This is a genomic window from Dietzia sp. NPDC055340 (genome assembly GCF_053645335.1).
Genome location: NZ_JBSHML010000017.1, coordinates 33,147 through 59,564 on the forward strand (window position 1 = coordinate 33,147; position 26,418 = coordinate 59,564).

At 70.7% G+C, this 26,418-nt stretch carries 18 protein-coding genes; 7 read left to right on the forward strand and 11 right to left on the reverse strand.

From position 1 onward, the window contains the following. Positions 1-60 precede the first annotated feature (60 nt). Entirely contained in the window at positions 61-1,233 is a 1,173-nt protein-coding gene (locus ACWIFB_RS13085; protein WP_454058470.1) for a polysaccharide deacetylase family protein, read from the forward strand. A 30-nt stretch (positions 1,234-1,263) separates the two neighbouring features. Here the strand turns inward: ACWIFB_RS13085 and ACWIFB_RS13090 are convergent, their stop codons facing one another. Then, complete coding sequence (locus ACWIFB_RS13090) at positions 1,264-1,896, reverse strand: hypothetical protein (RefSeq protein ID WP_454058471.1); 633 nt, start codon at positions 1,894-1,896, stop codon at positions 1,264-1,266. Between the two features lie 310 nt (positions 1,897-2,206). Here ACWIFB_RS13090 and ACWIFB_RS13095 point away from each other — a divergent pair, with 310 nt between their 5' ends. After that, positions 2,207-2,998, forward strand: a complete 792-nt coding sequence (locus ACWIFB_RS13095) for an ROK family protein (protein WP_452099919.1) — start codon at positions 2,207-2,209, stop codon at positions 2,996-2,998. Positions 2,999-3,035: 37 nt separating this feature from the next. Here ACWIFB_RS13095 and ACWIFB_RS13100 read toward each other — a convergent pair whose 3' ends face one another. Continuing rightward, positions 3,036-6,443, reverse strand: coding sequence for a DEAD/DEAH box helicase (locus tag ACWIFB_RS13100; protein WP_454058472.1), 3,408 nt, complete (start codon positions 6,441-6,443; stop codon positions 3,036-3,038). A 209-nt stretch (positions 6,444-6,652) separates the two neighbouring features. Here ACWIFB_RS13100 and ACWIFB_RS13105 point away from each other — a divergent pair, with 209 nt between their 5' ends. Further along, complete coding sequence (locus ACWIFB_RS13105) at positions 6,653-7,924, forward strand: hypothetical protein (RefSeq protein WP_454058473.1); 1,272 nt, start codon at positions 6,653-6,655, stop codon at positions 7,922-7,924. 4 nt (positions 7,925-7,928) lie between these two features. On the opposite strand, the gene ACWIFB_RS13110 is transcribed toward ACWIFB_RS13105, so the two are convergent. Continuing rightward, positions 7,929-8,993, reverse strand: a complete 1,065-nt coding sequence (locus ACWIFB_RS13110) for a DUF368 domain-containing protein (protein ID WP_454058474.1) — start codon at positions 8,991-8,993, stop codon at positions 7,929-7,931. A gap of 154 nt (positions 8,994-9,147) precedes the next feature. Here ACWIFB_RS13110 and ACWIFB_RS13115 point away from each other — a divergent pair, with 154 nt between their 5' ends. Then, a complete protein-coding gene (locus ACWIFB_RS13115) occupies positions 9,148-9,825 on the forward strand; it encodes a hypothetical protein (RefSeq protein ID WP_454058475.1) in 678 nt (225 codons plus the stop codon). Between the two features lie 94 nt (positions 9,826-9,919). Then, entirely contained in the window at positions 9,920-11,263 is a 1,344-nt protein-coding gene (locus ACWIFB_RS13120) for an FAD-binding oxidoreductase (protein ID WP_454058476.1), read from the forward strand. A 40-nt stretch (positions 11,264-11,303) separates the two neighbouring features. Here the strand turns inward: ACWIFB_RS13120 and ACWIFB_RS13125 are convergent, their stop codons facing one another. The 7 genes from ACWIFB_RS13125 to gdhA form a co-directional block, all read right to left on the reverse strand. Beyond that, positions 11,304-12,329 carry a hypothetical protein gene (locus tag ACWIFB_RS13125; RefSeq protein WP_454058477.1) on the reverse strand — a complete coding sequence of 342 codons (1,026 nt, stop codon included), beginning with the start codon at positions 12,327-12,329 and terminating at the stop codon, positions 11,304-11,306. Further along, positions 12,326-13,183: a carbon-nitrogen hydrolase family protein gene (locus ACWIFB_RS13130; RefSeq protein ID WP_452099926.1), complete on the reverse strand. Its 858-nt coding sequence runs from the start codon at positions 13,181-13,183 to the stop codon at positions 12,326-12,328. Before ACWIFB_RS13130 ends, ACWIFB_RS13125 begins: the two co-directional genes overlap by 4 nt. Positions 13,184-13,333: 150 nt before the next feature. Continuing rightward, a complete protein-coding gene (locus ACWIFB_RS13135; protein WP_344993139.1) occupies positions 13,334-13,759 on the reverse strand; it encodes a heat shock protein transcriptional repressor HspR in 426 nt (141 codons plus the stop codon). Further along, on the reverse strand, positions 13,756-14,937 hold the full coding sequence (gene dnaJ, locus ACWIFB_RS13140) for a molecular chaperone DnaJ (protein WP_454058478.1): 1,182 nt from the start codon (positions 14,935-14,937) through the stop codon (positions 13,756-13,758). Before dnaJ ends, ACWIFB_RS13135 begins: the two co-directional genes overlap by 4 nt. 109 nt (positions 14,938-15,046) lie before the next feature. Beyond that, positions 15,047-15,625: a nucleotide exchange factor GrpE gene (grpE, locus tag ACWIFB_RS13145; protein WP_452099928.1), complete on the reverse strand. Its 579-nt coding sequence runs from the start codon at positions 15,623-15,625 to the stop codon at positions 15,047-15,049. Next, positions 15,622-17,475, reverse strand: a complete 1,854-nt coding sequence (gene dnaK / locus ACWIFB_RS13150; RefSeq protein WP_452099929.1) for a molecular chaperone DnaK — start codon at positions 17,473-17,475, stop codon at positions 15,622-15,624. The genes grpE and dnaK overlap by 4 nt, the downstream gene beginning before the upstream one ends. Positions 17,476-17,865: 390 nt before the next feature. Continuing rightward, complete coding sequence (gene gdhA, locus ACWIFB_RS13155) at positions 17,866-19,215, reverse strand: NADP-specific glutamate dehydrogenase (RefSeq protein ID WP_454058479.1); 1,350 nt, start codon at positions 19,213-19,215, stop codon at positions 17,866-17,868. Between the two features lie 225 nt (positions 19,216-19,440). Here gdhA and ACWIFB_RS13160 point away from each other — a divergent pair, with 225 nt between their 5' ends. Next, entirely contained in the window at positions 19,441-21,063 is a 1,623-nt protein-coding gene (locus ACWIFB_RS13160; RefSeq protein ID WP_454058480.1) for a S1 family peptidase, read from the forward strand. A 177-nt stretch (positions 21,064-21,240) separates the two neighbouring features. Beyond that, positions 21,241-24,420, forward strand: a complete 3,180-nt coding sequence (locus tag ACWIFB_RS13165; protein WP_454058481.1) for a (Fe-S)-binding protein — start codon at positions 21,241-21,243, stop codon at positions 24,418-24,420. Positions 24,421-24,544: 124 nt separating this feature from the next. On the opposite strand, the gene ACWIFB_RS13170 is transcribed toward ACWIFB_RS13165, so the two are convergent. Then, entirely contained in the window at positions 24,545-26,362 is a 1,818-nt protein-coding gene (locus ACWIFB_RS13170) for a flavin-containing monooxygenase (RefSeq protein ID WP_452099933.1), read from the reverse strand. Positions 26,363-26,418 lie beyond the last annotated feature (56 nt).

Genomic DNA, 26,418 nt, shown 5'->3' on the forward strand with positions numbered 1-26,418 from the left:
GCGGGCTTCAACCGGGCTGAGCAGCAGAATTATCCTCATTCCCCCTCCCTCCGGCGCCCGATGAGTCGTCCCCTATGGAGCCGCCTACTGGGCCCCGCTGCCGTCGTCGCGGTTGTCGTCGTCGGCCTCATCGCGGCCCTGGTGGGCCGGCGCCGGACCGCCACGACCAGCCAGCTCTCATCATTCCCGTCGGCCGCCAGCGTCCGAGCCGAGACCCCGGCCGCGGCCGGGGTCAACGAGCATCGCGACGACGACGAGCTGCCCGTCTCCGGTAGTACAGACACCCCCGGCCCGGCCGGATCGGGGCACCCCTCCCCGCCCGGACCCCACAAGGCGTCCGCCGAGCGCGTCGGCGTCGCCGGGCAGTCGCGTACCGGGCGTCGTCGTCCGGCCACGCGCGTCGCCCTGGCCGCGAGTCTGCTGACGCTGTGCACGGTCGGCTCGGTGATGGTGTCCGGTATCGCGCCCAGCACGTTCACCATCGCGTCGGCGGCCAGCTCCGACATCCCACTGCCGCCGGAGATCGCCGCGATCGTCGAGGAGCCCCGGCCGGACTGCACCGTCCTCAAGTGCGCGGTCCTGACGTTCGACGACGGCCCGGACCGCCACACGACCCCCGCGCTGCTGGACATCCTCGAGTCCCGCGGGATCCCGGCCAACTTCTTCGTGTTGGGCACGCTCATCGCGGGTAACGAGGACATCGTCCTCCGCATGCAGCGGCTGGGGATGGGCGTGGAGAACCACACCTGGGATCATCCCAACCTGACCATGCTCTCCCCCGCCGGCGTGACCGACCAACTGGCCCGGACCAACCAGGAGTTGTCCCGGGTGCTCGGGTACACACCCCGCTACATGCGGCCCCCGTACGGTGCGTGGACGCCCGGCTACACCCCGACCCACGGGATGCGTCCAGTGCTGTGGGAAGTCGATCCGCAGGATTGGTTGTACCGTAACTCGGCGACCGTCGTGCAGCACGTGGAAGGTCAGGTCGCCCCCGGTGACGTGATCCTGCTGCACGACATCCACCGGTCCTCGGTCGACGCTGTCCCGGGGATCATCGATTCGTTGCACGGCCGCGGGTACACCTTCGTCACCCTTGACGACCTGTTCGAGGCACGGCCCAACTGTCCCGTCGAGTTCTACTGCGCACCTCCGGCGCCCGGCCCGGGAATGGCGGCCCCGCTTCCCGCGCCGCTGGCCGCCACCCCGTCACCGGTCCTGCCCGCCAACTAGTAGCAGCGGTGGCGGTAGCGGGCAGGGCGCCTACCTGGTCAGCCGCCCCTCGACCATGTACTCGCCGGTGGGCGGCTGGTACTCGGCACTGATCCCCGTATCGGATCCCCGGGTGATGAGCCAGGTGCCGGTGGGGTCACAGGCGCCGGAGTAGATCTCTTCCCGGTAGACGCGGGCCCCGCCCTGGTCTCCCATCGGGATAAGAGCGCCCCGACATCCCGAGTTCGGGTAGCTCACGCCGGACCCGGCGGAGGAGAAGCTCATCCGCACGTCGACCGCGTAGTCAGACTGGCCCGGCCCGCGCTGGACCAGTTGGCCACCGTAGTTGCCGGCCGCCGGGGCGATCATGTTCTCCCCTGGCTGCGGCGATGTGGTCGGCTGGCCGGGTTCGGCAGACTCACCTGGTGCGGCCGGCTCACCGGGCGCGGCCGGTTCGCGCGGCGCGGTCGGCTCACCCGGCGCGCGGGTCGCGACGGGGTCGCCGGCAGTGGCGGCGCCGTCCTGTTCCGCCCCGTCACGCTCGTCATCGGTCGGCGCGGTGGTCTCGGCGGCCGCCGGCTGTTCCGCTGCGACCGGAGTGCCGTCCTCGGAGTCACGATCGACCACCAGGAACACCACGAGCGCGATCAGGGCGCCCGCCAATACGCCGACGAGCAGGAGCATCGGTCCCTTCGACGGCCCACGTCCGCGAGGTTCGTCACGGCCACCGGCCATAGCGGCCGAAATCGGTTCACCGCGCCTGTAACCCATGCACGCCTCCTCGACGAGTACTCGAGCACGGCGCCCTGGATCCGACAGGCCCGCACCCCTGGAACCTCGATCATCGCACTCCTCGCGACCCTTCGCCCCGTATCCGCATTCGCGTCCGGGCGCGTCCGGGCGCGTCCGGGACTATGGACGCCCCCGATCCATCTACTCCCACGCCCGCGCCGAATTGAGAGGACAATGGTGCGCAGCAAACGGAGGTGTGCAGATGAGAGACGGCGTCGTCGTGGACATGGGCGGCAGCGGAACGCGGATCGGTGCGGTCGTGGACGGCCACGTCGTACGGGTGCACAGTGCCCATGTCGCCACCGCGGAGGATCTCGCGGCGGCCGTCCTCGCCGTGGACCCCGCCCCCGCCGGCGTGGGCGTCTCCCTCAGCGGCAGTGTCGACGCGGACCGGGGCCGGGTCCTGGCCTCGCGGGCAGCGGCCTGGGCCGAGGGCGACCTACGCACGGAACTCGTCGCCCGGATCGAGGCCCCGGTCTCGGTGATCGGAGATGGGGACGCCCACGCCCTGGCCATGACCCGCCTGCCGAAAGTCCGCCACGGCGGCATCGCGATCTCCCTCGGCGCATCCCTGGCATTCGGCGCCCTCAACAGCCACGGCGCGCTCATCCATCCCTGCGGTGTCACCGGGTGGGACATGGGGCACTGGCGGATCGTGGACGACCACACCAACACCGAGGCGTGGTGGGCACTCGGCGGCCACGGCCTCTACGACCTCGAGCGCGAGCACGGCGACGACGCGGCGGAGCTCTACGCGTACCGACTTGCCTCGTTCCTCGTGGACACCGTGCAGATGTTCCGGCCACAGACGGTGCTGCTCACCGGCGGGATCGTGGTGGGCCTGGGCGAGGCGCTGCACGGCCCCGTCGCCGAGCAGCTCAACACCCTGCCGATCTCCGTGCCGACGCCCCGGGTCGTGTACTCGCCCTCCCGCGACACCGCCCTGTTCGGGGCGGCGGTGGCGGCGGGGCTCGCATTGCCGGAGATGCGCTAGGACCGGCGCGAGCGGTCACCGCCGGCCCGCAGCGTCGCTATTCGAGCAGCCCCCGCAGGTCGTCGGCGGTCAGGGCGGCGGAGAAGTGCTCGCCACTGTCCAGTACGGAGGCGAAGAGTTCGGCCTTGCGCTGCTGGAGTTCCACCACGCGCTCCTCGATGGTGTCGCGGGCGACCATCCGGTAGACCAGCACCGGGCGGGTCTGGCCGATGCGGTGAGCCCGGTCCACGGCCTGCGCCTCGGTCGCCGGGTTCCACCACGGGTCCAGCAGGAACACGTAGTCGGCGCCCACGAGGTTCAAACCCACTCCGCCGGCCTTGAGGCTCAGGCAGAACACCTGCGCCCCGCCTTCGGTGAACTGCCCCACGGCCCCGGCGCGGTCGGTGGTCTTGCCATCGAGGTGCGCCACCGTGATCCCCTCGGCCCGCAGCCGGTCCACGACGGTGTCGAGGTAGGTGGTGAACTGACTGAACACCAGCGCACGATGCCCCTCGGCCACCACCTCACGCAGCGAGGCCACCAGCTCGTCCGTCTTGGCGGACGGGATGTGCGCGTGGTCCGGATCGATCAGCGACGCGTCCAGGCAGAGCCGCCTCAGCACGGTGAGGCCGGCGAGTATCGAGATGCGGTTGGCGTCGAAGTCGTCCAGCAACGCCAACAGTGAGGCCCGCTGCCGGGCGAGCTCGCGGTCGTAGATCCGGCGGTGCGCGGCCGAGAGGTCGACCTCCATCACCGCATCGGAGCGCGGTGGCAGCTCCCCGGCCACCAACTCCTTCCGACGGCGGAGCAGGAACGGCCGCAGTCTGCGGCGCAGGCGCTGCAGCGCCTCGGCGTCGCCGTTCTTCTCGATGGGGGTGCGGTAGAGCGCCCGGAACTCCTTGGCATCGGGCAGCACGCCCCGGCAGGACAGTGCTGCCACCGCCCAGAGCTCGGCGAGGTTGTTCTCCATGGGCGTTCCGGTGACCGCCAGCAGGAAGTCCGCCCGCAGCCCGGCGAGCGCGGCGAAAAGCTTTGACGACGGGTTCTTGGCCTGCTGCGCCTCGTCGAGGAACACTCCCGCCCACGGCACGTCCGCGTACGACTCGGCGTCCAGGCGCAGGACGGTCGCGGAGGTCACCACGATGTCTGCCGTGGCCGCGTCATCGGCGACCGTGGTGGCGGACTTGGCCTCCGTCGCCGACCGGCGGGCGACCCGTAAGGAGGGGACGAACTTGCGCGCCTCCGCCTCCCAGTTCGGGACGACCGAGGACGGTGCCACCACGAGGAACGGCCCCGGGGACGCCTCCGTGGTCGAGCCCACGCCCTCCGAATGTGCATAGGACTCGTGGGCGTGGGCGATGAGCGCCAACGACTGGATGGTCTTTCCCAGGCCCATGTCATCGGCGAGGATCCCGCCGATCCGGTGCCGCCACAGCATGGCCAGCCAATCGAGCCCCTGCTGCTGATACGGCCTCAGCTCGGCCTCCAGCATCACGGGCACCGGGACGGGATCGGGCGTGTCGGAGGCCAGCTCGAGCAGTGCCTTGGCACGGCCCGTGGGCGGGGCCAGGTCGTCGGCCAGTTCGGCCAGGTCCGCAAGCAGTCCCGCCTGTCCCAGGCCGATCCGCATCCCGGTGCCGTCGGGGGTCCGTCCGGCCTTGTCGGCAGAGGCCGCGATCGCCTCCTCCAGCAGTACCCGCAGCTCCCCGAACCGCTCCAGATCCACCGTCACCAGCACGCCGTCGGCCGTGACGAATTCCTCTTGCCCCCGGACCACCGCCTCGAAGACCGCGGCGAACGGCACCGGCCGCCCCTCCACACTCACCGCCACCGACAGGCCCAGCCAGTCGATCCCCGAGGTGTCCTCCTCGGTCTCCACCGAGACCCGCAGCCCTTCGGCGGCCCGTCGGATCTCGGGCACCTCGTCCGAGACGGTCACGCTGATGTCCTCCAGCGCGTTGAGCTCGCCCACGCCCTCAACGAGCAACGCGCCGGCGTCCGCTCCGCCAACCCGGAACCCACCGACGTCGACCAGCCATTCCCACCCGGCCTCCGCGACCGCGTTCATCAACTCGATCGCGCGCGGGTCCGCCTCGTGCGGCCCGGTGAGCCCCAGGTCCGCCTCGGTCAACGGACTGCTCCGCCGCGTGTGCGTCCCGTCGGACACTCGCAGCACCATGACGTGGTACCACTGCGCCACCAGGTCCAGACCGGAGTCGATCCGCCGCCGACCCGGCCCGGAATCGCGGACTGTGGAGGGGCGGATGGTCAGCTCCAACTCCACATGGTCGAACTCGGGCAGCTCAAGCCGCCCCACGCGGTCGATCACCGGGAAGCGCTCGACCAGCTCGGGCAGGAACTCCGCACAGAACTCGGCGACCGCCTCGTCGGGGATGCTCAGTGAGCGCCACCTGCGCAGCCGCTCGGCCACCCCGGGCTCCAGCCGCCCCACCGGGCAGAGCTCCAACACCCGGCCGCTGATCACCGCGACCATGTCCCCGCGCTCACCCACGAGAGCGCCGGGCAGGGGGCGTCCGAACTCGTCGTCGTCACGGTCATCGAGGTCGCCGTGGTCGTCGTCGTGGTCGTCGTCACCTCCATCCGGGCCGCCGGCACCGTCCCGCGGTACCTCTGCCGCGGCGACCACGACCAGCTCCGACCCGTCCGGACTCCAGGTGGTCAATCCCACGCGGCGCGGCGGGCCGGGCCGGACGTCGAGCAACCCGTCACCGGGCACGATCTCCACGTCCGCCTCCGCCGCCGTGGCGAACAGGGGCCAGAGCGCGGGCACCTCGGCGTCGCACAGATCGAGCCACACACGCGCCTGACGATGACTGCGCGCGAGGGCGTCGACGGCCCGGAACCACCCGGACTGCGCGTGCGACATCCCGCCGTCCCAGCCGTAGCGCAGCCGATCCCACTCCACACCCGCCGACTTCCAGCGGCCGCCCTTACCCGGCACCACGATCCGCGCCTTGAGCCGGTTGCCCAGCCCTGGCTGGATGCCACCCGAGCCGTGCTCGAGCTCGGAATCGTCCGCCACCAGCGACAACTGGAGTCCGATCACCGGAGCCTCGACAACGTGCGCGCGGTGCATCTCGAGCGACTTCACGGACTCCTCCGCCAGCCTGCGCCACTCCGGGATGGCCGCGTGGTGGCGCCTCTGCTCGCCCACGAACAGCAAGAGCGCCGCGGCGTGCTTGCAGTTCAGCGCGACCGGACACGAGCAGATCGAGCGGGTGGGCCGGGCCGAACCGTCCGGGTCCGGCGCCGTGAGGTGGACGGCCGTGGAGTACCACCGGGAGCCGCTGCCCCGGACCTCGGCGGTGAACCGACGGTCGTCCGAGTGGTAGGTGACGCGCCGGAGCCTGCCCGCGTTCGCGTAACCGCGAGCGCGCCCCAGCGCGGCCGAGCCCACGAAGGACTCGATCTCGGACTCGGGGACCCACACGTCGGACTGGAGCACGCCGCCAGGCTAGAGGACGACGACGACAACGCGGCCCGCCGCTCGGCACGGGGGCCCGTCCCTGTGGAGACGGACAAGGCTGTGGATGGCCGGGGGCTGCGGCCTGTCGGACTGCGGCGCTACTGTGTCGACACCCGATCGATCGTGATCCACCATGCTCGACGCACATCCGGGACCCGCCGGTCTCACCAGGCTCGCCAGGAGGCTCCATGACCACCCACGGGGGAGAGCCGGTACCGCTCGCCGCCGCCCTCGACGCGCTGCGCATGGCCGGAATGGGGTCCCCCCGCGCCGAATCGCCCCACGACGAACCGCCCCGCGCCGACGGTGCCGATTCCGCCGCGGGGCCCGCGCGGGTCGCCGCGCACTGGCCGGACGGACCCGGTCGGGTCCTCGAGCGCACCGACGCCCTCGTGCTGTCGGAGGTCGCATGGGATCGGGACGTCGTGTTCGACGCTGTCCGCGAGGTCGCCGCGCTGGCGCACCTCGAGTACACACGGATCCGCCTGATCGAGGACCCGGCCGAGTTCCCCGTGGACCCGGAGGCGTTCGCCGAATTGTGCCGCGACGAGCGCTCGGAGAACCCCCTGCGCATGGGGTGGGTGCGCCACCTCGGGATCCTGGCCGACCGGCGGCTCGTGCGCCGGCTGCGCGAGTGGTCGGCGACGCACAGCCGCACCGCGGACCCGGTCTCGGGCGGAAGCGACGGCCTCGGTCACGTCGTGCGCGCCTATGCCGAGGCCGGGCGCTGGGTGGAGACCGACGGGGTGTTCGAGGGGATCCTCCTGTCGCCGGTCACCGACCTCGTGGAGGCCTATGTCGGGTTCATGATCGACCAGGGCGCGGCCGGATGGGACCACGACTGGCATCCCCGGGACGGGGTGATCGAGGAGTTCGGGACGGACCTGGAGATCGGCCGGCTCCTCACCGACGCGTTCTGTGCGGGGCTCGGCTATCTCGCTTTGGTGGACGGCGAGATCGCGATCGCTCGACGACCGGTCCTGCGTCTACTCGGGGCACCGGGGGTAGACGGGCGGCCGCGGTTTCACCACGAATCCGGGCCCGCCATCGAGTTCGCCGGCGGCGCCGGGCTGCACTTCCTCACGGGCGTCCTCTTCCCGGGCTGGACGCACCGGGCGATCGTCGACGGCGCGCTCACGATGCGGTACGTCCGCGACATGGAATGGCCGGACGTGAGAATCGCCGCGTACTCGTCCATGCCGCCGGCCGCGCTCCTCGACGGTCTCGAACCCGAACTCGTCGACATGGGCGCCGAGGGCACACTGCTGTACCGGATCGACGCCATGCCCGATCATGACCGACCGGTCTGGTACACGGTGACGACCGACCCGTCCACGAACCGTGAGCGCGGCGAGTTCGTCCCACCCGAGGTGGGAACGCAGAAGTCTGCGGACGCCGCCCGGGCCGCAGCCCTGGGCGTCTCCGTCGAGGACTACCTACGCATGATTCGCGAGGGCTGAACGGTCAGGCCTGCGCGCCCGGGGCGTCGTGCGCCCCGGCCGCCCGGCGGGACAGCACGTGCTCGGCGACGATCACCAGAGCCACGAGGATCGCGCCGCCGATCGCGGCCGCCACCACGACGAGCCAGTCGTCGCCGGGGCCGAACACGGCGCCCACCTCGTCGTCACGCCACGGCCACAGGGCGCGCAGCGAGCCGATCATCAGACCCACCATGACGATCAGCGTGGGTTTGCGGAAGTCCTCCATCAGTCGATCGAGGACCTTGACGAACAGCGCGATCCCCACGAACGCGCCGGCGATGAACACCGCGATGTACGGGATGTTCCGGTCGCTGACGGCGTTCATCGTGGGCACGTACAGACCCAGCGCCATCAGCAGGAACGAGCCGGACATCCCCGGAAGCACGAGCGCACAGATCGCCACCGCTGCCGCGACGAACACCAGCAGGTGGGACGGATCGCTGATATCGCCGCGGGGCAGGCTTGTCAGCGAGAAGGCCAGCACGGCGCCCACCACGAGCAGGAGTGCGAGCACCCACGTACGCCCACCCGGGGTCTGGCGGGCCATGCTCAACGGCACGAAGATACTCGCGGCCACCATGCCGAAGAACAGGCCGCTGGAGATCTCCGGCTGGTTCTCGACGAAGTCTCCCAGCACGCCGGCCATGGTGAAGACCATGGCGAGCATGCCCAGCGCGAGAAGCCCGAGCAGCCACCAGTCGGCGTGCCGGAACGCGGCCCTGGTCCGGGCAGCCCGGCCCTTGCCGAGGATCGCCGAGCGCATGCCGTCGACGATGTGCGCGCCGGTGTCGAGCAGACGCGGGTACACGCCCACGACCAGCGCGACCGTGCCACCCGAGATACCCGGGACCAGCTCGGCCATACCGATCAGTGCGCCTCTCAGCACATTGCCGACCGCCTCGACCGGGCCGGGCCGACCGGGGACGGGGCTGGCGGGATCGAGATCGGAGTCCGCAACGGGGTCGTGGTGCACCGACTCGGCGGGCACCGTGCCGGCGGGCGTGGCCTCGACGGGCTCGGAGTCGGGACGGGAAGGCTCGACAGACATCCCTCCACCTTCCCCGAAGAACCACCCGGGCGGCTAACCACCACCCGCTTCGCCGCAGGAAGTGTGACCAACCCGTCATCGCCGAGGCGACTAGAATCGATCTGCAGATCCGCGCCCTCCTCGCGCGCGGGCCGGCGGGAAAGGAGCGTGCGCGATGCCGATGCACTATCCCCCGCTCGCCGACGGCACCTATCGCTACGGCGACGAGCCCCGTCCGCTGCCCTCCCCCGAGCCCGGCCCCGACCCCCTGTCGCCGAACTCGCCGCCGCCGACCGCTCCCGGCCTCCCCGGCGACGCATCACCGCCCGTGGCGCCCGCCGGATCATCCCGCCCGCGCGGAACCGTCGCCGCTGTCGCGATCGTGGGCGGGCTCGCGCTCGTCGTCGTCGCCGTCGTCGGCATGGCACTGTTCGGCCCCGGCGCCGACCGCAGCGGCCCCACCGACACCATCCGTGGTCCGTTCCCGGGCTCCGGCCCCGCGCAGGCGCCGATCCCCGGCCCGGGCGAGTTCACCGTCGACGGCACGTTCACCGTCGTGTCCACGCCCGCCGACCCCGTCTCCGGCGACCGCGCCGGCTGCGACATGCCCGACTCCCTCTCCGACATCGGCGAGGGCACGCCCCTCACCCTCGTCGAGGACCACACCGGCCGCGAGATCGATGCCCGCCTGGCCTACGACGGCGGCGACCTGTCCTCCTGCATGTTCACCTTCCAGTTCCCCGACGTCACGCCGGACGGCACGCTGTACCTGATCGAACTCCCCGGCCGCGGCCAGCTGGTCTACACCGAGGACGAACTGCGCGCGGGTGTCGACATCTCGTTGGGCCGGTGAGTCCGCCGCCGCGGCTAAGCTGAAGACCACGCCCGACGACGACAGCCACGGCCAACGGGAGTACCAGACGACGACGTGACGGGAGGCGCATCAGGTGGGCAGTGAGAAGCGCGGACCGGAGGACGCGAGCGACGTGTGGTCCACGGACGGCGCGGGCCGTGTGGACGACGATTACCGCCTCCCCGACGTCGAGGAGGTCGTCGACGACATCGACCTGGAGCCCTACCTCGATCGGCGCCACGACCCGCTGGCCGGGCCGCTCGACGAGCCCGCCGCAGTCGATGTCTCCGCGCCCCCGCTGCTGGTGCTGCGCGACCTGCTGAACGACGAGCGCTTCCCCGAGATCTTCCACCGCGCGCTACGGCACGCCGACCCCGACTTCCGTGAGTTGTTCCCGCGCGACGCCGGGCCGGTGCTGCGCGAGTTCGTTCGGGCGATGTCGTGGGCGCTGGTCACCACCGAAGAGGCGCGGGGCGACCGCACGAAGGTCGAGGAGGTCGTCGATTTCGCCCGGCACCTGGGCGCCGACCACCGCAAGCTCGAACTCGCTCCCCGGCACCATCAGCGTTTCGGAGAGGCGCTCACCAACACGCTGCGGCATCTCGCCGGGAAGGACTGGGACGACAGACTGCAGACGACGCTGGGCACCGCGTACCGGGTGCTGTCGTCTGCACTTCAGCAGGGAGCCGGGCAGGAGGACGGGCCCGCACGCGTCGGCGCGACCGTCGTGGAGGTGATGCGTCCCACCCGGGACGTCGCGGTGGTACGGCTGATCAGCGACACCATGATCGACTACCACCCAGGCCAGTACCTGAGTGTGCTCACGCCGTACTCGCCGGGCGTGTGGCGGCGGCTGAGCCCGTCCATCCCGTCGAACCCGGCCGGGCAGATCGAGTTCCACGTCCGCGATGTGCCGGGCGGCGAACTCAGCGGCTCGCTGGTGCGTGGCGTGGGCGTCGGCGACCGATGGGTGCTGGCCCGGCCGCTCGGCATGCTCGAGGTGGACCGCACCGAGCCGTTCCGCGACGTGTTGATGATCGCCGGCGGCACCGGGATCGCGCCGCTGCGCTGCCTCGTGCTGGACATGCTGCGCCACGGCCAGAACCCACGCGTGCACCTGTTCTACGGCGCCCGGTTCCCCGGCGACCTGTACGACCTGCCCACCCTGGTCGACCTCGCGGCCACGTCCCCGTGGCTGACCATCCAGCCGGTGTCGGAGGAGGACGAGGACCCGTGGTGGGCCGGCCCCGCCGAGGAACTCCCCCGGACACTGCACCGGCGCCAGACCGGGACGCTCGTCGACGCGGTCACCCGCTGGGGCTCGTGGGCGGACCGCCAGGTGATCATCGCCGGCTCGCCCGACATGCTGCGAGCGACCGTCCGCGGCATGGTGGCCGCCGGCACCCCGCGCGAGAACATCGACTTCGACCGCCCCTGAGGCGCCGCCTCGACGGCCCCTGCCTCAGACGTCGGAGGTCTCAGACGCCGGCGTTGCCGTCAGCTCCGCGGTTCGCGACCGCATCGTCGCCGCTGTCCTCGCCCTCGCCCTCGTCCGGATCGGCGGCCACGCCGTTCTGCGACCGGCTCGTGGTGGACTTCGAGGTGCCCGACGTGGTGGTGCGCGTCGTCGAGCTCGTGGACGAGCTCTTGGTGGAGGAACTCGTCGTGGGGCTGGTCGTGGAGGAGCTCGTCGTGCGACTGGTCGTCACGCCGCAGGGCTGGAACACGCGACGGAACTGGTCCGGCACACCCAGCTGTTCGAGCTGCTCACGGCATACATCGGAGGCCGGGGCCGCCAGGAATTCCCAGTGGTCCTCGCGCCAGGTGTACAGCTCGCTCTCGCCGCCGTCGCGCGTGACCAGCAGGAATTGCGGATCGCACTCGCGCACCCTGGTTCCCTCGCCGAGCTCGTCCGCCACGAAACCCGCCGTGCACCGCTGTGCGGCGGTCGGCGGCCCTGTCGTGGTGGGCGTGGTCGTGGTCGGGGAGCTGCGCGTGGTGGAGGTGACCGTCGACCTGGTGGGCGTCGTGGTGGGCGTGGCGGTCTGGTCGTCGCTGTTGCTGCGCGAGGCCAGCCACATCACGGTGCCGGCGACCAGCACCACCGCGAGCAGCGCCGCGACGATCATCCACGGCGTCGGGTTCCGGCCACCGTCGTCGTCCCGGCCATCACCGCCCGAGCCGGGCCCCCCAGGCGGGACGTCACCGGGCGGCGGGACGTCGCCGGCCGGGATCTCGCCCGTGTGAGCCGGTCCGCCGGCCGCGATGCCGGCCGTGGGAGCCGGCCCGTCAGATTCGTCGTCGTACTGCGACCACGCCACCGACCCTGGGCCCGACTCGACCGGCGGCAGCGCGTTGGTCGGCGGGTCGGCCGGTGGGAACTGCTGCGTGGGCGGGTCACCGCCCTCGTTCGCGGCGGGCGGGAACTGCTCGGTGGGCGGATCTGCGGGGCCGTCGCCGTTGCGTGAATCATCGCCGTCGCGCGGATCACGCGGTCCGGTCACCGCCCCACCTCCGCGGCCGGCTCTTCGGTGACCCGCCCGTTCGCGAGCACGGGGACCGCCTTCCGGATGCGGCTGACCTCGTCGTCGTCGATCTCCACCACCAGCAGCCCCGAGCCCTGCGCCGCGATCTCCTCACGCACAGTCCCGTCCGGCCCCACGAGCAGCGAGTGACCGATGCCGGTCGGCGCGCCGTTCTTCACCTCGACGCCCTCCACCTCGGGATCCGCCTGGTCCACGGCGAGCAGGAACGTGGTGGCGTCCAGCGCGCGGGCGCCGGCCAGCAACCGCCACTGGTCGACCTTGCCGGGCCCCGACCCCCACGACGCGCTGCACAGCGTCAGGCGCGCGCCGTCGGCAGCGAGGCGCCGGTACTGGCCGGGGAAGCGGATGTCGTAGCAGACGCTCAGCCCGATCCCCACGCCGTCGATGGTCACCACGCGCGTGGTGTCACCGGGCTCGACCGTGTCGGATTCGGCGAACCCGAACGCGTCGAACAGGTGGATCTTGTCGTAGCCGAGGTGGAGGTCCTCGCCGGCGCCGCCCGCGCCGTCCCCGGCCGGCCCGGTGACCAGGAGGGTGTTACGTACCCTGCCGCCCTCGCCGGGGGTGAACATGCCGACGACGACGACGACGCCGTACTCCCGCGCGACCTCGGCCACCGCGGTCGCCCACGGGCCGTCGACGGGTTCGGCGATCTCGTCCAGCCGGCCGGCGCCGAATGCGCGCATGGTGGCCTCGGGGAACACCACGAGGCGTGCCCCCCGGCCGGCGGCCTCGGCCACCCGCTCGCGGACCTTGCGCAGATTGTCCTGCGGGTCGCGTCCGGACAGGATCTGGGCGGCGGCGATGCGCACTGCGGGCCTCCTCGTCGGCTGCGGTCGAACTGCGGTCGACCCCGGGGCCGGGCGGGCGCCTGACCGGGATCGGACTGCGCTCGACGTTACCCGTCCGCGAGGGCCCGGACCCGTCGGCCGACTGTGCGCCTGACCACGCGCGCCCCGGCCTCAGTCCTCGTCGTCACGCTGGTGGCGGGGCCGCCAGACCACCACGGAGGTGGAACGCGGCACGTGCACCAACTCGCCGGAGCGGCCGGGTCGTCCCTGCCTCCGCTGCAGGTCGGCGAGCTCGTCGATCAGGTCGGCCACACGGCTGCGCAGCGCGTCGACCTGATTGGTCAACTCGATGATCCGCTTGATGCCGGCGAGGTTCACGCCCTCCTCCTGGCTGAGCCGCTGCACCTCGCGCAGCATGGCCACGTCGCGCAGCGAGTAGCGGCGGCCGCCGCCCCGGGTGCGTTCGGGGGTGACGATCCCGAGCCTGTCGTAGGTGCGCAGCGTCTGGGCGTGCAGCCCCGACAGCTCCGCGGCCATGGAGATCACGAGCACGCTGTCGTCGGGACCGAGGTCCTCGACGTCCAGCCGGGGGCTCATGCCGACCCGGCCCAGCCCGACCGCGGATCGAAGCCTGCCGCGCGGAGCGCCTCGTCGTATGCGGCGAGTTCGGCTTCGGCCATCCCGGCGGGGGGCGTGGCCACCCGGAGCGTGACCTTGAGGTCGCCGGTTCCGGACTTGCGTGCGATGCCCCGGCCCCGCACCCGCAGGATCTGGCCGTCCCGCGATCCGGCGGGGACCTTGACGGTCACCCGGCCGGTCAGGGTCGGGACGGACACCTGTGCACCCTGCACGAGCTCGGGATAGGACACGGGCAGGTCGACCAGCAGGTCCGCGCCGTCGCGCTGGAAAACCGCGTCCTTCTGTACCGTCACCGTGACGTACAGGTCGCCGGAGGGCGCGCCCCGGAAGCCGGCCTCGCCCTGTCCGGAGAGCCGGATGCGCTGGCCGTCGGAGACCCCCGCCGGCACCTTGACGTTGATCGTGCGGGTGCGGTCGGTGACGCCACTGCCTCCGCAGTCGGTGCACGGGTCGTCGATCTTGGACCCGGTACCGCCGCAGTCGGTGCAGGGCTCGGCGAAGCCGAACGCACCCTGGTTGCGCTGGGTGACGCCGGCGCCGTGGCAGGTGCCGCACACCTTGGGGCTGGTGCCGGGCTTGGCGCCGCTGCCGTGACAGGTCAGGCAGGGCGACGCCGAGGAGAGCTTGATCTGGACGGTCTCACCGAGCGCGGCCTCGCGGAACGAGAGCGTCAGCGCGGTCTCCACGTCCTGACCTCCGCGCGGGCGCTGCGCCCGGGACCGACCGGTTCCGCCGCCGCCGGCGCGTCCCTGGTTGAACAACCCGCCGAACAGGTCGGAGAAGCCTCCGGCCCCGCCGGCCGGTCCGCCGCCGCCGAACAGGTCGCCGAGATCGAAATCGCTGGTGGTGGTGTAACCGCCGCCGCCTCCGGGCGCGCCGAAGCCGCCGAACCCGCCCGAGGAGACCTGGGCGCGGAACTCGTCGTACTCCTTGCGCTTGGCCGGATCACCGATGACGTCGTTCGCCTCGCTGATCCGCTTGAACTTCTCCTCGGCCGCGGTGTTGCCCGGGTTGGAGTCCGGGTGGTTCTCGCGGGCGAGCTTGCGGTACGCCTTACGGATCTCGTCCTGCGTGGCGGTCTTGGAGACGCCCAGCTCGGCGTAGTAGTCCTTCTCGACCCATTCGCGCTGGCTCACCAGACGCCTCCTTTCTGTCCTGCTTTGTAGTTAGTTTCTCAGGTCTGCCGGGGTGTGCAGGTGCGGTCCGCCTGATGCGGGCCGCACCTGCACGTGCCGGTCGCCTCTGTCAGCGGACGATGACCATCGCCGCGCGCAGGGTGCGCTCGCCCATGCGGTAGCCCTTGCGCAGGACGGTGCCGAGCACGGGCTCGCCGCCGTCGGACTCGTCCTGCACGGCCTCGTGCAGGTTCGGGTCGAAGGGGTCGCCCTCCTCGCCGAACTGCTCGACGCCCTGGCCCGCCAGGAGCGCGACCATCTTGTCGGCGAAGGCCTTGAGCGGCCCGTCGGCCAGGTCGCCGTGATCGCGGGCGCGGTCGAGATCGTCCACCACGGGGAGCAGCTCGGAGAGCAGCCCCGCGCGGGCGGCCTCGATGCCGGCCGTGCGCTCGCGGTCCATGCGGCGGCGGTAGTTGGCGAACTCCGCCGACACCCGCTGTAGGTCGGCGGTGCGCTCGTCGAGCTGCGCCTGCAGCCCTGTCGACGCCTCGTCGACGATCTCGCCCTCGAGCGCACCGTCCCCGCCGGCCGCGGCGGCCTCAGCCGCCGCGGCCTCGTCGGCCACCTCGGCCGCGTCGACGGTCTCGGCGTCGGCACCGGCCCATGCGGCCTTGTCGGTCTCCGGTCCGTCAGCGTGGGGCGAGGTCACTTGGAATCGCTCCCGGTCTCGTCCTCGTCGACGACCTCGGCGTCCACCACGTCGTCGTCATCGGACCCCGCGGATGCGCCCTCCCCGGCCTCGGCGCCCTCGGCCGCGGAGGCCTCGTAGATCGCCTGGCCGACGGCCTGCGCCTCGGTGTTGACCTTCTCGACCGCGGCCTTGATCGCGTCGACGTCCGAGCCCTCGAGAGCGGTCTTGGCCTCGGCGATCGCCGACTCGAGCGTGGACTTCTTGTCGGCCGGGATCTTGTCCTCGTTCTCCGAGACGAACTTCTCCGTCTGGTAGATCGTGGACTCGGCCTGGTTGCGGGCGTCCGCCTCCTCGCGACGCTTGGCGTCCTCGGCGGCGTGATCCTCCGCATCCTTGATCATCTGGTCGATCTCCTCCTTGGACAGACCGGAGCCGTCCTGGATGACGATCGTGTTCTCCTTGCCGGTGCCCTTGTCCTTGGCGGTGACGTGGACGATGCCGTTGGCGTCGATGTCGAAGGTCACCTCGACCTGGGGCACGCCACGCGGAGCCGGGGCGATGCCGGCGAGCTCGAAGGAGCCGAGCAGCTTGTTCTGCGCGGCCATCTCACGCTCGCCCTGGAACACCTGGATCTGCACCGACGGCTGGTTGTCGTCCGCCGTGGTGAAGGTCTCCGAGCGCTTGGTCGGGATGGTGGTGTTGCGCTCGATGAGCTTGGTCATGACGCCGCCCTTGGTCTCGATACCCAGCGACAGCGGGGTCACATCGAGCAGCAGGACGTCCTTGACCTCGCCACGGAGCACGCCGGCCTGCAGCGCGGCACCCACGGCGACGACCTCGTCCGGGTTGACGCCCTTATTGGGCTCCTTGCCCCCGGTGAGCTCCTTGACCAGGTCGGTCACGGCGGGCATACGGGTCGAGCCACCGACCAGGACCACGTGGTCGATCGAGGACACCGAGATGCCGGCGTCCTTGATCACGGCCTGGAACGGCTGACGGCAGCGGTCGAGCAGGTCCTGGGTGATCTTCTGGAACTCGGCGCGGGTGAGCGTCTCGTCCAGGAAGAGCGGGTTCTTGTCCGCGTCGACCGTGATGTACGGCAGGTTGATCGAGGTGGACTGCCCGGAGGACAGCTCGATCTTGGCCTTCTCCGCGGCCTCCCGCAGACGCTGCAGGGCCATCTTGTCCTTGGTCAGGTCGATGCCGTTCTGCGCCTTGAACTTCTCGACGAGCCAGTCCACGATCCGCTGGTCCCAGTCGTCGCCACCGAGGTGGTTGTCGCCCGAGGTCGCGCGGACCTCCACGACGCCGTCGCCGATGTCGAGCAGCGAGACGTCGAACGTGCCGCCACCGAGGTCGAAGACCAGGATGGTCTGCTCCTGCTCGCCCTTGTCCAGCCCGTAGGCCAGGGCCGCGGCGGTGGGCTCGTTGACGATGCGCAGGACGTTGAGCCCGGCGATCTGGCCGGCGTCCTTGGTGGCCTGACGCTGGGCGTCGTTGAAGTAGGCCGGAACGGTGATCACGGCATCCGTGACGTCCTCACCCAGGTAGGACTCGGCGTCCCTCTTGAGCTTCTGCAGCGTACGGGCGCTGATCTCCTGCGGGGTGTAGGTCTTGTCGTCGATCGGATCCGACTTCCAGTCGGTGCCGATGTGCCGCTTGACCGAGCGGATGGTGCGGTCGACGTTGGTGACCGCCTGGTTCTTGGCCGGCTGGCCGACGAGGACCTCGCCGTTCTTGGCGAAGGCGACCACCGACGGGGTCGTGCGCGACCCCTCGGCGTTGGCGATGACCTGGGCCTCGCCGCCCTCCAGGACCGCGACCGCCGAGTTGGTGGTGCCGAGGTCGATACCGACTGCACGTCCCATGGTGAACTCCTTACTGTTCCCGCGAATGATGACTGCTGTTCAGCGACCCCGACTCAAGTCCGGGGCCCGTCCCTCCACAGTGTGGTGTCCACACTGCCCGCCGTTCGGTGGCGAGTCAACCCGAGTTGAGCCTGGGCCGCTGAGGTTTGACGCTCCGTATAACTAAGACGCGCAGGGTTCCATTCCCGGAGTGAGCCAACTCACACACAGACCTGCGCCGCGCCGGCTCAAAGTCGGCCGGGCGACGCGGACGAGGCCGGGCGCGCACGGCGACAGTGCCCCGGGGGCTGCCGGGTCACCCGCCCCTGAAATGAGGACGACGACGACAACGACGTGGTGGTCGTTGTCGTCGTCGTATCGCCCGTGGCCCGGTGGGCCGACGGACTCGGGTCAGATGACGCCCTGGGCGAGCATCGCGTCGGCGACCCGGCGGAACGCGGCGATGTTGGCGCCGGCGATCAGGTCGCCGGGCTGGCCGTACTCCTCGGCGGTCGCGGCGGCGGTCGCGTGGATGTTGGTCATGATGCGGTCGAGCTCGGAGTCGACGCGCTCGAAGTCCCACAGCAGACGGCCGGCGTTCTGCCGCATCTCCAGGCCACTGGTGGCCACGCCGCCGGCGTTGGCGGCCTTGGCGGGGCCGAACAGGATGCCCTTGGCGTGGATGACCTCGATGGCCTCCTCGGTGCAGGGCATGTTGGCACCCTCGGCGATGAGGCGGCAGCCGTTCTCGGCGAGCGTGCGCGCGGCGTCACCGTCGAGCTCGTTCTGGGTGGCACACGGCAGCGCGATGTCGCACTCGACCTCCCACACCGACCGGCCCTCGAAGTAGGTGCAGTTGCCGCGCTCGTCGGCATAGGCCGAGAGGCGCTCGCGGCGCACGTCCTTGATCTCCGACAGCAGGTCCAGGTCGAGGCCGTCCTCGTCCAGCACGTAACCCTGGCTGTCCGAGCAGGCCACGACGGTGGCGCCGAGCTGCGAGGCCTTCTTGGCCGCGTACAGCGCGACGTTGCCCGAACCCGAGACCACGACGCGCGAGCCCTCGAGGGTGAGCCCCGGGCAGTCGCGCAGCATCTCGCGGACGAAGTAGACCAGCCCGTAGCCGGTGGCCTCGGTGCGCGCCCAGGAACCGCCGTAACCGACGCCCTTGCCGGTGATCACGCCGGCCTCGTTGCGGCCGGTCACCTTGCGGTACTGCCCGTACAGGTAGCCGATCTCGCGACCGCCCACGCCGATGTCGCCGGCGGGCACGTCCAGGTCGGCACCGATGTGGTGGGCCAGCTCGGCCATGAACGACTGGCAGAAGCGCATGACCTCGCCGTTGCTCTTGCCGTGTGGGTCGAAGTCGGAACCGCCCTTGCCGCCGCCCAGGCCGAGGCCGGTGAGGGCGTTCTTGAACACCTGCTCGAAGCCGAGGAACTTCAGGGTGTCCTCATCGACGGACTTGTGGAAGCGCAGGCCGCCCTTGTACGGGCCGAGGTCCGAGCTGAACTGCACGCGGAAGCCGCGCTGGACCTGCACCACGCCGTTGTCGTCCACCCAGGGCACACGGAAGGAGACCACGCGCTCGGGCTCGATGATGCGCTTGAGGATGCCCCCCTCGACGTACTCGGGGTGCTGGTGCACGACGGGCGCGAGCGACTCGAGGACTTCGTGCACGGCCTGCCGGAAGAGAACCTGTCCGGGATTGCGTCGCACCACTGTGTCGAGAGCCTCGTGGAGTGCGGCGTCTGCGTCGGACATGGGACCTCCGGTCGATATGTATCTGGGGATGACGCGTACGTCGTTGCCGAAGAGGCAGCCTAGCGCCCAGTGGCGAAATTCTTCGACTCAGCCTCTTCTGAAAAATCGCCCAACTAATCCCACTAATCACACGTGTCACACTGGACTCAGTAATCACAGCTCCGTAATCTTGCTCGCGACCGGTCGACCTCTCCAGTCGCTCACCGTGCATCACGGAAGGCCACCATGCGTATCTCTTCGAAACTCGCCGCACTCGGCGCGGCCGCGGCACTCGTCGTCACCGCGACGCCCGCCGGCGCCGAGCCCGCCCCCGCGCCCGCGGCACCCCCCTCCCCCTCCGCGACGGCCCTCCCCGCGCTCGACGGGGCGTTGGGACCCCAGCTGACGTCGCTCGTCGAGGCGCTCAAGCGCGATCTCGGTCTGACGCCCGAGCAGTTCCTCGACCAGGCCGGCATCGGCCAGCGCCTCGCCGAGGCGCGTCCCGGGTGGGAGCAGAAGTTCCGCGAGGCGTTCGGCGGCGTCTGGCTCGACGACGACGGCACCGGCATCGTCGGCGTGGTCGAGGGAGCGATCGGCGACACCCTCCGCGACGAGGCGACCGACGCCGGATTCACCGTCCGGGACGTGGCGTTGACCACACACGAGCTCGATGCGCGTGAACGACAGGTCGGCGCGATCGTCGAGGGCATGCCCACCGACCTCAGGGAACTCGTCACCGGTGTGCGTGTCGATCCGACCCGCAACGCCGTCGTCGTCACCACCCGTGGCGGTGACGCCGCCCAGCTCGGCACCATCGACTCCCGGCTCCACGACCTCGCCGAGGTCGACATGATCGAGGCCCCCGACCCGGCGTGGGACACCGCGCCGTTCGGGAGCCAGGGCGGCGAGACCGGCTCCGGCGGCGAGCCGACCACCGACGGACTCACGCCCGCCGCCACCGGTGAGGGCGCGGGCGGCGCCGGCGCGGGCGCCGGACTCGGCGCGCTGACCGGCGGCGACGGCGGCTCGCTCGGAAGCCTGGCACTACTCAACGAGACCGGGTTCATCCCCGAGGGCCCGATGCGCACCATCGTCGAGTTACTGTCCGGTCTGACCCCTGGGACCGGCTCGATCATCGACGGAATGAACGAGACCGTGCCCAACCCCGACCCGCAGCCCACGCCGCAGGCGCGTCAGCGCGCCCAGGCGGACGCGGCGCCCAGGGGCCCGGTCGTCGGCGGCACCGGCTACATGGTCCGCGTTCCGAACGGGGTGCTCGAGTGCTCCACCGGGTTCAACGGTGAGCTGGACGGCAAGCCCGTCGTCATCACCGCCGCCCACTGCGCCGGCGCAGACGGCACCCGCGCCGCCCTCGCCGACGGCGAGGAGTTCGGCACCATGACCGGCACCAAGCGTGAGGCGATCGACACCGCCCTCATCGCGGTGGACGAGGACGCGGCCGAGCGGTTCAGCAACAACCTCGTCAGCGCCGACGGCAACGCGCCCCAGTCGATCATCGGCACCGCCGAGCCCGTCGTGGGCCAGAAGGCCTGCAAGACCGGCTTCCGCACCGGATTCTCCTGCGGCACCGTCTCGCAGGTGGACGCCGACATCGACGTGGCCGGCTCGCGCACCATCGCCGGCGCGTTCACGGTCGACCTGTGCGCCCTCCCCGGCGACAGCGGCGGCGTGGTCTTCTCGGGCGACCGCGCACTGGGCATCTCCAGCGCCTCCAACGTGGCCGACACCGGGACCTGCGCCAACGCCGAGGCGGTGTCCAAGGCCGCCGGGTTCACCCCGCGCCTGTCGGCGGTCCCGATCTCCGACGTGCTCGCCGCGCACCAGGGTCTGACACTGCGCACCAACTAAAACGCTGATCGTCACGCGGGCCCCGTCCGCGAGTGGGGAACTCTCAGGTAAGGGAGACCTCAACTCGTGGAACGGGGCCCTTGTGGCATACCTTTGACCTCAACACTGTCGTCGGGTGCCTTTAATACGGAAATACGGTGCCCGTGCGTCGAGAAGTGCGACGAAAGGCCGCGAACCATGTCAGGCGTGACCATCACTCTCGGGACGATAGGCGTCCTACTCAGTTTGATCTGCTGGGCCTCCTTCATCGGAGGAGTCTCGCGGATGGTGCGGAGCATCATGCTCGGCCAGAAGGACGGCTTCAATCGATTCGGGCCGGTCTTCGCCCGACTGAAGAACGTCATCGTGGAGGTCGCCGCCCACACGCGGATGGCGCGTAAGCGCTCGGTGGGCTTCTTCCACTGGTTCGTCATGGTGGGCTTCATGCTCGGCTCGATCGTCTGGTTCGAGGCCTACATCCAGACGTTCAACCCGCGCGGCGGCTGGCCGTGGCTGTCGGACCAGGTCTGGTACCACGCCATCGACGAGTTCCTGGGCCTGGGCACCGTCATCGGCATTCTGGTACTTATCATCATCCGCCAGGTCAACCAGCGTAAGGGCCTCAACCGGTTCACCGGATCGGACCGCAAGGCCGCCTACTTCGTCGAGGCCGTCGTGCTGCTCGAGGGCCTGGGCATGATCTTCGTCAAGGCCGGCAAGCTCGCCCTGCTGCGCGCCGACGGATACGGCTTCCACTGGAGCACCGACTGGGTCACCGGCCCGCTGTCGACGATCCTGCCCGCCAACGAACTCATGGTCTCGATCTTCGCGCTGATCAAGCTGCTCACCGGCATGATCTGGCTGTACGTCGTGGGCCGCAACATCACCTGGGGCGTCGCCTGGCACCGCTTCTCGGCGTTCTTCAACATCTACTTCAAGCGCGAGGCCGACGGCCGCACCGCGCTCGGCGCGCTCAAGCCCATGACCATGGACGGCGAGGCTCTGACCATGGAGAAGATCGAGCAGCGCACCGAGGAGGACGAGGACTTCGAGCCCCTCCTGGGCGCCGGCGCGATCGAGGACTTCTCGTGGAAGGGCTGGCTGGACTTCTCCACCTGTACCGAGTGTGGCCGCTGCCAGGAGCAGTGCCCCGCCTGGAACACCGGTAAGCCGCTGAGCCCCAAACTCATGATGATGGCGCTGCGCGACCACGGCGCGGCCAAGGCGCCGTACCTGCTCGCGGGTGGCAAGACCACGATGGGCGAGGAGACCGGACTGGTCGACGCCGAGGGCAACCCGGACGAGGCCAAGCTGGCGAAGATCCCCGAGGCCGCCCGCATCGAGGCCCAGCGCCCGCTGGTCGGCAGCACCACCGGCGACGTCTCCGAGGACCCCACCCTCGCCGGCATCATCGACCCGGAGGCCCTCTGGTCCTGCACCACCTGTGGCGCCTGTGTCGAGCAGTGCCCCGTGGACATCGAGCACGTCGACCACTTCATCGACATGCGTCGCTACCAGGTGCTCATCGAGTCGGAGTTCCCGACCGAGCTGGCGGGCCTGTTCAAGAACCTCGAGAACAAGGGCAACCCGTGGGGCCAGAACAACTCCGGCCGCGACGAGTGGATGAACGCCCTCGACTTCGACATCCCGGTCATCGGCTCGGACATCGAGGACTTCTCCGACACCGAATACCTGTTCTGGGTCGGCTGTGCCGGCGCCTTCGAGGATCGCGCCAAGAAGACCACGCAGGCCGTGGCGACGCTGCTGCACACCGCTGGAGTGAAATTCGCGGTGCTGGGCCAGGGCGAGACCTGTACCGGTGACTCCGCCCGCCGCGCGGGCAACGAGTTCCTGTTCCAGATGCTCGCCGAGCAGAACATCGAGACGATGAACAACGCCTTCGACGGCGTGCCCACCGCGCAGCGCAAGGTCGTCGTGACCTGTGCCCACTGCCTCAACGCACTCAAGAACGAGTACGGCGAGCTCGGTGGCGACTACCAGGTGGTCCACCACACCCAGCTGCTCAACCGCCTCGTGCGGGACAAGCGTCTGGTGCCGGTGGCCCCGATCGATGGCACCGTGACCTACCACGACCCGTGCTACCTCGGCCGCCACAACCAGGTCTACGAGGCGCCGCGTGAGCTCATGGACGGCTCGGGCGTGACCCTCAAGGAGATGCCGCGTCACGGGCAGCGTTCCATGTGCTGTGGCGCCGGTGGCGCGCGCATGTGGATGGAGGAGACGGTCGGTAAGCGCATCAACGTCGATCGTGTCGACGAGGCGCTGTCGACCACGCCCACCAAGATCGCCACGGGCTGCCCGTTCTGCCGCGTGATGCTCTCGGACGGCACCACCGCCCAGACCGACGGCACCGAGATGGAGGGTCAGGTCGAGGTCGTGGACGTGGCCCAGCTGCTGCTGGAGTCCGTCACCCGCGACGGTGGCCTGCCCGAGCCGCGCGAGGCGTCGTGGATCGAGAAGCCCAAGCGTGAGAAGACCTCTGCGCAGAAGGAGGCCGAGCAGGCCGAGCGCGAGGCCGCCGAGGCCGAGAAGGCCGGTACCACCGCCACGGCGGCGCCCGCCGAGGCCGCCCCGGACAACGAGGTGACCGACAAGGGCGAGGGCGCCGAGCTGGCCGCCGCCGGTACCGCCGGTGCGGTCAGCGCCGCAGCGGCGGGCGCGTCCGTCGCCGATTCGAAGGGCGCGCCCAAGTCGGGCGGCCTCAAGCTCGGTGGCGGCGGCAAGGCGCCCGGCGGACCCAAGGCCCCCGGTGGTGCCAAGGCCCCCGGTGGTGCCAACGCTGTCGGCGCCGAGGCCCAGTCCGAGGTCAAGGACGCCGAGCGCACCGAGGAGACCCGAGAGGCAGCCCAGGGCGAGGCTCCGGCCACCACCGGTGCCGCCAAGGGCGCACCGAAGTCGGGCGGTCTCTCGCTCGGCGGTGGCGCCAAGGCTCCCGGTGCACCGAAGGCCCCGGGTGGGGCCAAGGCTCCCGGCGCGCCGAAGGCTGCCGCTCCGGCTGCTGCGGCGCCCGCCGAGTCCGACGCCCCGGCCCCGGCTTCGGATGCGTCGGCCACGGAGGCCCCGGCCGCCGACGCCGAGCCGGCCAAGCCCGCCAAGCCGACCGTCGGCCTGGGGCTGAAGGGTGGAGCCAAGGCCCCCGGTGCTCCCAAGGCCCCGGGCGCACCGAAGGCGGCGGCCGCTCCGGCGACCGAGGAGCCGACGAAGCCCGAGGCCCCTGCCGAGGCCGCCGATTCCGAGCCCTCGAAGGCCGACGCCGCCGACGAGGCACCTGCCTCGGAGACCCCGGCCAAGCCCGCTGCGGGCGGAGCGATCCCCCGGTCGAAGAAGTCCGGCGGATACGGCCTCTCGCTCGGCTGACCGACAAGACAACGCGACCGCGGCCCGTGATCAGAAGTTCTGATCACGGGCCGCGGTCGTTTCCGGGGCAAGCCGGTCGCGAAACGTGAAATCCCGTCGCGATCCTGCAGGCGGCGAGGACCGGTCAGCAGGTGTGGTGCGCTTCCTGCACCCGGTACACCGGCGTTGGAATCCCCTCCATCCGCGCCTTGAGCTGCAGCGCGAGGTACTTGGAGTAGTGGCGCGACTGGTGCAGGTTCCCTCCGTGGATCCACAGCTGCTCCACGTTGGTCGGCTTCCACATGTTGCGCAGCTCCCCCTCCCACGGGCCCGGATCGCGCGTGGTGTCGGAGCCGTAGCCCCACACCTTTCCGACCTGATCCGCGACCTCCTGGGACACCAGGTCCACGAGCCACTGGTTCATCGAGCCGTACCCGGTGGCGTAGACGATCAGGTCGGCGGGAAGCACGCGCTCGCCGTCGAGCTCGACGCCGTCGGGCAGGATCCGGGTCACCTGTCCGCGCTCGAGGGCCACCTCGCCGTCGATCAGGAGCTGACTGGCACCGACGTCGATGTAGTACCCCGAGCCACGCCGGAGGTACTTCAGGAACAGGCCCGACCCGTCTTCTCCGAAGTCCAGGTCGAACCCGACGTCCCGGAGCTTGTCGTAGAACTCCGCGTCCTTCTCCGCCATCTGGTCGTAGACGGGGATCTGCGCGTCCGGCAGCAGCCGGTACGGCCAGGAGGCGAACAGCATGTCCGCCTTCTCGGTGGTCACGCCGGCGTCGAGCGCCTCCTCCGAGTAGAGGGGACCGAGCGCGAGCGACATCAGCGATTCGCTCCGGGAGATGTGGGTGGACGAGCGCTGGATCATCGTCACGTCCGCACCGTGATCCCAGAGGGCGGCGCAGATGTCATGGGCCGAGTTGTTGGAACCGATCACGATGGCGCGCTTGCCCTCGACGTCGCCCTCGCCGGTGAACTCGGACGAGTGCCACTGGTCGCCGGTGAAGTCCTCGGCGCCGTCGAAGTGCGGGATGTTGGGGTAGCCGGACACCCCGAGCGCGAAGATCAGCTGGGTCGGCCTGAGCTCGATCTCCTCGCCCCGCCGGTCGACCCGGACACGCCACGTCGCTGTCGTCTCGTCGAACTCTGCGCCCAGGCACTGCGTCCCGGACCAGTAGTCGAGGTCCATGATCGCGGTGTAGTGCTCGAGCCAGTCCCCCACCTTGTCCTTGGCGGGGAACACGGGCCAGTCGTCCGGAAACGGGATGTAGGGCAGGTGGTCGTACCAGACCGGGTCGTGCAGGTGCAGCGACTTGTAGCGCTTGCGCCACGAGTCGCCGGCGCGCTCGTTCTTCTCGATCACGATCGTGGGCACGCCGAGCCGCTTGAGCCGGGCCGCGAGGCCGATCCCGCCCTGACCGCCGCCGATGATCACCGCGTAGGGCTGCTCGGTGTAGCCGAGCGATTCCCGCCGCTCGGTCTGCTGCTCGAGCCAGGTCCGGCGTCCGCGGCGGATGACGTGTTCGACGCCCTTGTCGCGGTCGCGGCCCCTCTTCTCCTCGTGCCCCTTGAGCTCCTGCAGCGTGGTGAGCAGGGTCCAGGCCCGTCCGTCGCGCAGTCGCAGGTGGCCCCAGCCGCGACCCGCCGCGGTCTCGAAATTGATCCACGCCTCGATCACGCCGCCCGACTCGGCGGCCGGCTCCGCGAGCTCCCAGCCGGTGGGGGCTACCGCGGCGAGCTGGCAGTCGAGCATCTCCCCGATCTCCTCACGCCCCTCGAGGGTCCGGAGGTTCCAGGTGAAGGACACGAAGTCGCGCCAGCACCCCTCGGTCTCGAACATCCCGGCCGCCCGGCCCGTGTCACCCGCACTCAACGCCTCGCCGAACTCCGCCAGCCACGTCTCCACGGCGCGGTCGGCGTTGTCGGCCTGTGCCGGCGCTTCGGTCGTCTGGGTCATACCCACTCCTTCGCTCTGCTGTAGCGTTTCAATGACGTAGATCACACTGTCTTCCC

What these genes read in the sequence shown, in the direction of transcription:
- ACWIFB_RS13160 (WP_454058480.1), top strand. Translation starts at nt 19,441, where the DNA reads ATGCGTATCTCTTCGAAACTCGCCGCACTCGGCGCGGCCGCGGCACTC.
- ACWIFB_RS13105 (WP_454058473.1), top strand. Translation starts at nt 6,653, where the DNA reads ATGACCACCCACGGGGGAGAGCCGGTACCGCTCGCCGCCGCCCTCGAC.
- ACWIFB_RS13115 (WP_454058475.1), top strand. Translation starts at nt 9,148, where the DNA reads ATGCCGATGCACTATCCCCCGCTCGCCGACGGCACCTATCGCTACGGC.
- gdhA (WP_454058479.1), bottom strand. Translation starts at nt 19,215, where the DNA reads ATGTCCGACGCAGACGCCGCACTCCACGAGGCTCTCGACACAGTGGTG.
- ACWIFB_RS13165 (WP_454058481.1), top strand. Translation starts at nt 21,241, where the DNA reads ATGTCAGGCGTGACCATCACTCTCGGGACGATAGGCGTCCTACTCAGT.
- ACWIFB_RS13085 (WP_454058470.1), top strand. Translation starts at nt 61, where the DNA reads ATGAGTCGTCCCCTATGGAGCCGCCTACTGGGCCCCGCTGCCGTCGTC.
- ACWIFB_RS13095 (WP_452099919.1), top strand. Translation starts at nt 2,207, where the DNA reads ATGAGAGACGGCGTCGTCGTGGACATGGGCGGCAGCGGAACGCGGATC.
- ACWIFB_RS13135 (WP_344993139.1), bottom strand. Translation starts at nt 13,759, where the DNA reads ATGAGCCCCCGGCTGGACGTCGAGGACCTCGGTCCCGACGACAGCGTG.
- dnaK (WP_452099929.1), bottom strand. Translation starts at nt 17,475, where the DNA reads ATGGGACGTGCAGTCGGTATCGACCTCGGCACCACCAACTCGGCGGTC.
- ACWIFB_RS13090 (WP_454058471.1), bottom strand. Translation starts at nt 1,896, where the DNA reads ATGCTCCTGCTCGTCGGCGTATTGGCGGGCGCCCTGATCGCGCTCGTG.
- ACWIFB_RS13110 (WP_454058474.1), bottom strand. Translation starts at nt 8,993, where the DNA reads ATGTCTGTCGAGCCTTCCCGTCCCGACTCCGAGCCCGTCGAGGCCACG.
- ACWIFB_RS13170 (WP_452099933.1), bottom strand. Translation starts at nt 26,362, where the DNA reads ATGACCCAGACGACCGAAGCGCCGGCACAGGCCGACAACGCCGACCGC.